Origin of the sequence: Caulobacter sp. (genome assembly GCF_035254145.1) — a bacterium.
GTDB lineage: Bacteria > Pseudomonadota > Alphaproteobacteria > Caulobacterales > Caulobacteraceae > Caulobacter.
Genome location: NZ_DATFAV010000245.1, coordinates 1 through 4,634, shown reverse-complemented (window position 1 = coordinate 4,634; position 4,634 = coordinate 1). Strand labels below are relative to the sequence as shown.

The following is a 4,634-nucleotide window of genomic DNA, read 5'->3' as shown; positions in this document are numbered from 1 at the left end:
TCGGCTCGCTGGACGGCTATCTGGAGCGGGCGGTCGGGCTGGACGCGAACACCCGCGAGCAGGTGCGGGCGCATATATTGCTGTAAAATCCCTCTCTCTTAGAGAGAGGGAGGGGCCCGCCGCCGCAGGCGGCGGGAGGGTGAGAGGTTTCACCCTCAGCCGAAAAATCCCAAGCCTTTCTATATGGATAGCCAAGTCAGGCTACGGTTGACGGGGCGATAGCCTTGGCCCGGACCTTGTTCGGAAAGAGAGTAACCTCTCACCCTCCCATCGCTAGGCGATGGGCCCCTCCCTCTCTCTTTGAGAGAGGGATTTCCGCCGGCGGAGCTCGACCTTGATTTCCGTCAAATCCGTAAGGTGACAAACGTTCGTTTAAGGTCCAGCCTCCGGTCATGGCCCCGACAGAGGGCCGGTGACATTAGGGTGCGGTATGAGCGAGTTGGCGGGGTCGCCTCCGGGCTTGAGCGAAGTCGTCGGTCCCAAGGGCCACGAGGATGTGCTGATCCCGGTTCCGCGAAAGCGGCTCTCGCGCGGCGCTTTCAGTTGGATCCTGCACCAGGGCACGCGCGACCCCTATGTGATCCTGATCACCATCTATGTCTTCGCGCCCTACTTCTCGCGGGTGCTGGTCGGCGATCCGGTCAAGGGCCAGGCCACCGTCGCCGACATCTCCACCATCTCGGGCCTGCTCACCGCCGCCTTCGCGCCGCTGCTGGGCGCTTCGATCGAACGCTACGGGCCGCGCAAGCCGTTCCTGGCCCTGATCCTGGCGATCATGGTCCCGCTGATGGTCGCCCTGTGGCTGGCCAAGCCGGGCGGCCTGTCCGTAGAGCTGGTCGGGCTGGTGCTGATCGTGCTGGGCGTGGCGTACAACTGCGGCGACGTGCTGAACAACTCGCTGCTGTCGCGCGCCGCCGAGCGGGGCCAGGAGCCGGTGCTGTCGGGCCTGGGCTACGCCATGGCCAACGGCCTGTCCGTCAGCCTGCTGATCTTCGTGATGTGGGCCTTCGTGCTGCCCGGCGCCGTGCCGTGGTCGTTCGTGCCGTCGGCCCCGCTGTTCGGTCTCAGCCAGGTCGAGCACGAGCCCAGCCGCATCGTCGGCCCCCTGGCGGCTATCGTGATGCTGGCCGGGGCGATCCCGTTCTTCCTGTGGACTCGCGACGCGCCGCGCGCCGGCGCCAGCCTGCTGGGGGCGCTGAGGGAGGGGGTGCGGCTGATCGTCGACACCTTCGCCAATCTCAAGGGCCACGCCGACGTCGCCCGCTTCCTGGGCGCGCGGATGCTGTATTGCGACGGCATGACGGCGCTGCTGATCTTCGGCGGCCTGTTCGCGTCTGGCCTGATGAGGTGGGGCGAACTGGAGATGCTGGCCTATGGGATTTCCCTGTCGATCTTCGGCGTTCTCGGCGGCCTGCTGGCCCCGTGGCTGGATCGCGTGATGGGCCCCAAGCGCGCCGTCCAGGTCGAGATCGCCGCCTGCATCCTGATCGTCATGGGCATGTTGGGCATGGGGCGCGAGAAGATCCTGTTCTTCTGGCCCTGGGCCGAGGCGACCCACGCGGTGGTCTGGAACGGTCCGCTGTTCCGCACCCTGCCTGAACTGGTCTATCTCGGCATGGGCCTGCTGGTGGCGGTGTTCGTCACCGCGCAATACGCCTCGAGCCGCACCCTGCTGGTGCGTCTGGCGCCGGCCGACCGCATGGCCGCCTTCTTCGGCCTGTTCTCGCTGTCGGGCACGGCGACCATGTGGCTGGGCTCGCTGCTGGTGGCCCTGGCGACCAAGGTCTTCGCCAGCCAGGTCGCCGGCTTCCTGCCGATCGCCGGCCTGCTGGCGCTGGGGCTATTCGGGCTGTTCTTCGTGAAGGGCGGGGGACGGGAAGCTTAAATCCTCCCTCTGGGGAGAGGATTTTGCTACTCGGTCGCCCATGCGACGTGTCGCGATCCTCACCGCCCCTTGGCGCGAGCCGGCCTGGGCCTTGGCGTCCTTCCGGGACGAGCCCCATGCCTGCGCCCTGGTTACGGGCGGAGGGGGAGGCCGGTGGTCCTATCTGCTGCGCGCCCCCGACAAGACCTTCAGCCTGTCCGCCGCCGACGCCGCCGACCCGTTCGACGCCCTGGCGGCTCTGGTCGGCCCACGCCTGCCGGCCGATCCCGAGGGACCGCCGTTCCAGGGCGGGGTCGTCGGCCTGGCGAGCTACGAGCTGGGCGACCGGGTCGAGCGTTTGGGCCTGGCCCGCACCGACTGGCCGGACCTGGCCTGCGCCCGCTATCTGGCCCTGCTGGCCTTCGACCACCACGCCCGACAGGTTGTCGCGGTCGGGCGGGGCGAGACCGACGAGGAAGCGCGGCGCCGCGCCCGCGACGCCCTGGCCTGGCTGGACGCCCCCGCGGCCGACCGTCCCGAGCCCGCCGGCCCGTTGTGCGCCGACCTCGCCGTCAGCGACGCGACAGCCTACGAGGGCGCGGTGGCGCGAGTGGTCGAGCGCATCGTCGCCGGAGAGATCTTCCAGGCCAATATCGCCCGCGCCTGGACCGGCCGCCTGGCGGCCGGCGCCGATCCGTTCGACCTGTTCCTGCGGCTGCGCGCCCAGAGCGCCGCGCCGTTCTCGGCCTATTGGCGGCTGCCGGGACGGGTGGTGGTCTCCAACTCGCCCGAGCGCTTCCTGAAGGTCGAGCCCGGCGGGGCGATCGAGACGCGACCTATCAAGGGCACCCGTCCCCGGGGCCGCGACGCCGCCGAGGACCTTGCTCTGGCCGCCGAGCTGCTGGCCAGCGACAAGGACCGGGCCGAGAACCTGATGATCGTCGACCTGATGCGCAACGACCTGGCCCGCGTCAGCCCGCCAGGCAGCGTCGAGGTTCCGGCGCTGTTCAAGGTTGAGAGCTTCGCCAACGTCCATCATCTGGTCTCGACCGTCACCGCGCGCCTGGCGCCGGGCAGGGGCGTGGCCGACCTGCTGCGGGCCAGCTTTCCGCCGGGCTCGATCACCGGCGCGCCGAAGGTCCAGGCGATGAAGGTCATCGCCGAATTGGAACCGCCGCGCGGCCCCTATTGCGGCTCGCTGTTCTGGGCCGGCTTCGACGGGGCGTTCGAGTCGAGCGTGCTGATCCGCACCGTCGGCCTGGTCGAGGACGCCGAAGGCTGGCGCCTGGAGGCCCGGGCCGGGGCCGGGATCGTCGCCGACAGCGATCCCCACGCCGAGCGCCTGGAGACCGAGGCCAAGATCGCGGCCCTGAAGAAGGCGCTCACCGAATGATTCCGCCCGACCCCATGTCCAACGCCCCCATGTCCAACGACGCCATGCCTCAAGATGATCGGGGCCTGCTGCTAGGCGATGGCCTGTTCGAGACGATGCTGGCGCGGGACGGTGTTCTGCCGGACCTGACCCTTCACCTCGACCGCATGGCCGAGGGTTGCGTGGCGCTGGGCCTGCCGTTCAACCGGGCCGCCGCCGAGGCGCTGTGTCGGGAGGCGACGCCAGCGACGGGGCGCTTCGCCGTGCGCCTGACCCTGACAGCCGGCTCGGGCGGGCGAGGGCTGGATCGCCCGGACCCGCCCGCGCCGCGCCTCTTCGCCCGCGCCGCGCCCGCCGCGCCGGTCACGACCCCGGCCCGGGTGGTCGTGGCGACGACCCGCCGCAACGAGGGGTCGCCCGCCTCGCGCCTGAAGACCCTGTCCTATCTCGACAACGTGCTGGCCCGGAACGAGGCCAGGGCGGCCGGCGCCGACGAGGCGGTGATGCTGAACAACCGCGGTGAGCTGGCCTGCGCGGCGGCCGCCAACCTGTTCTGGCTCGAGGGCGGCCGCCTCTTCACCCCGCGCCTGGATTGCGGCGTCCTGGCCGGAATCACCCGCGCCCGCCTGATGGCGACCCACCCGGCCGAGGAGGTCGCCGCGGGCGTCGAGGCCCTCCATCGCGCCGAGGCGGTGTTCCTGACCAACAGCCTGATCGGCGTCCGCCCGGTCTCGCGCCTGGGGGAGCGGGCGCTTGAACCGCATGCGCTGGTGGAGGGTTTACGGGAGGCCTTGGCCGAGTAGCCGACGGTTCTTTGGGAACGAAAAAAAACACCGCCTTCCTCGCCCTTGTGGCGAGGACCCATGGTCAAGCCAGGCTCTGCAGATCGGATAGACCATTCCGGTCGGGCCAGGCTCAGCCCCTTCGAGCGGCCCGTGCTCGCCAACGACCGCGAAGCTCAGTGACCATCGCCGCGCCAAGCCGAACCTGCCTTCTTCGCCACAAGGGCGAGGAAGGCAGGAATATTGCTAAGAGTTGTGTTTTTTGAAATACTCTCCCCATGCGGGAGGGGCGCTACATCGCTGTCTACATGATGGCCAACCAGAGGTTGGGCGCGATCTACATCGGTGCGACGGGCTATCTGAGCCGCCGGATCTGGCAGCATCAGGAAGGCTTAATCCCGGGTTTCACCAAGAAATACGGTCTAAAGCGGCTCGTCTGGTATGAGCCCCATGAAGACATGATCGCGGCGTTCCAGCGCGAACGCAGCCTCAAGCGCTGGCCCAGGCAGTGGAAGATCAACCTGATCGAGCGTGAGAACCCCTACTGGGACGATCTCTATCCGGGGTTGGCCTGAACTCCGGGGATGGGTTCGGACTTTAGCCAGGCACAAAAAAC

4 protein-coding genes and 1 pseudogene are annotated in these 4,634 nt (G+C 68.9%); all 5 read left to right on the top strand.

Going from position 1 to position 4,634, the window contains the following annotated elements; all coding sequences use genetic code 11:
* Nucleotides 1–86, top strand: a pseudogene (locus tag VJ655_RS15240) (protein-tyrosine-phosphatase); the annotation flags it as partial.
* Between the two features lie 344 nt (nt 87–430).
* Nucleotides 431–1,885 carry an MFS transporter gene (locus VJ655_RS15235; protein WP_324112499.1) on the top strand — a complete coding sequence of 485 codons (1,455 nt, stop codon included), beginning with the start codon at nt 431–433 and terminating at the stop codon, nt 1,883–1,885.
* Between the two features lie 40 nt (nt 1,886–1,925).
* Nucleotides 1,926–3,257, top strand: coding sequence for an aminodeoxychorismate synthase, component I (pabB, locus tag VJ655_RS15230; protein ID WP_324112497.1), 1,332 nt, complete (start codon nt 1,926–1,928; stop codon nt 3,255–3,257).
* Between the two features lie 29 nt (nt 3,258–3,286).
* Nucleotides 3,287–4,039 carry an aminotransferase class IV gene (locus VJ655_RS15225; protein ID WP_324112501.1) on the top strand — a complete coding sequence of 251 codons (753 nt, stop codon included), beginning with the start codon at nt 3,287–3,289 and terminating at the stop codon, nt 4,037–4,039.
* A 257-nt stretch (nt 4,040–4,296) separates the two neighbouring features.
* Nucleotides 4,297–4,593, top strand: a complete 297-nt coding sequence (locus VJ655_RS15220; RefSeq protein ID WP_324112495.1) for a GIY-YIG nuclease family protein — start codon at nt 4,297–4,299, stop codon at nt 4,591–4,593.
* Nucleotides 4,594–4,634: the final 41 nt, after the last annotated feature.

Bases quoted from the DNA above. Each gene is read 5' to 3' on its own strand.
- VJ655_RS15235 (WP_324112499.1), top strand. From the start codon at position 431: ATGAGCGAGTTGGCGGGGTCGCCTCCGGGCTTGAGCGAAGTCGTCGGT.
- pabB (WP_324112497.1), top strand. From the start codon at position 1,926: ATGCGACGTGTCGCGATCCTCACCGCCCCTTGGCGCGAGCCGGCCTGG.
- VJ655_RS15225 (WP_324112501.1), top strand. From the start codon at position 3,287: ATGTCCAACGACGCCATGCCTCAAGATGATCGGGGCCTGCTGCTAGGC.
- VJ655_RS15220 (WP_324112495.1), top strand. From the start codon at position 4,297: ATGCGGGAGGGGCGCTACATCGCTGTCTACATGATGGCCAACCAGAGG.